The sequence below is a fragment of the Paraburkholderia sp. LEh10 genome, assembly GCF_017814945.1.
Lineage (GTDB): Bacteria > Pseudomonadota > Gammaproteobacteria > Burkholderiales > Burkholderiaceae > Paraburkholderia.
Genome location: NZ_JAGIPX010000227.1, coordinates 1 through 775, shown reverse-complemented (window position 1 = coordinate 775; position 775 = coordinate 1). Strand labels below are relative to the sequence as shown.

Annotated in this window: 1 protein-coding gene; it reads left to right on the top strand. The window is 59.7% G+C overall.

The window, feature by feature from the left end; all coding sequences use genetic code 11:
* The coding region (locus J8I87_RS44080; protein WP_209938929.1) for an IS5 family transposase at positions 1-772 on the top strand (772 nt) is incomplete at its 5' end.
* Positions 773-775: the final 3 nt, after the last annotated feature.

Below are 775 nucleotides of genomic sequence, written 5' to 3'. Positions count from 1 at the left end.
CGACGAAGAGTGGAGCTTCGCGGCGCCGTATCTGACGCTGATGGATGAAGCAGCACCGCAGCGCAAGTACGAACTGCGAGAAATGTTTAACGCGTTGCGCTGGATCGTGCGTGCTGGTGCGCCATGGAGAATGATGCCCAACAACCTTCCTCCGTGGGAACTGGTGTACCAGCAGACCCAGCGATGGCTGCAGGCAGGCTGCTTTGAGAACATGGTCTGCGATTTGCGCTCGATCATCCGTGTGGCGCAAGGACGGCAGGGCCAGCCCAGCGCCGTGATTCTGGATGGCCGGACAATGCAGTCCACCTGCGAGAGCGGTCCGCGCGCGGGCTATGACGGCTACAAGCGCAAGCGTGGCAGCAAGGTCCATATTGCAGTCGACACGCTGGGACATTTGCTCGCGGTGCACGTAACGCCCGCCAACGAGCAGGAGCGCGCGCAGGTGGCAGAACTCGCGCGACAGGTGCAGGAAATCACGGGAGAAACGGTCAAGGTGGCCTTCGCGGATCAAGGATACACAGGTGAAGACGCTGCGCAGGCCGCCAGCAATGAAGGCATTGATCTGCAGGTCATCAAACTGCAGGAAGCAAAGAAAGGTTTCGTGCTGCTGCCCCGGCGATGGGTGGTCGAGCGCAGCTTTGGCTGGCTCAACCGCTTTCGCCGCCTCGCGCGGGACTATGAGCGATTACCTGAAACTCTTGCCGGGCTTCATTTCGTGGTCTTCGCCATGCTTATGCTCGTGCATGCAGTGCCAGTACTTCAAAGTTCATAACAC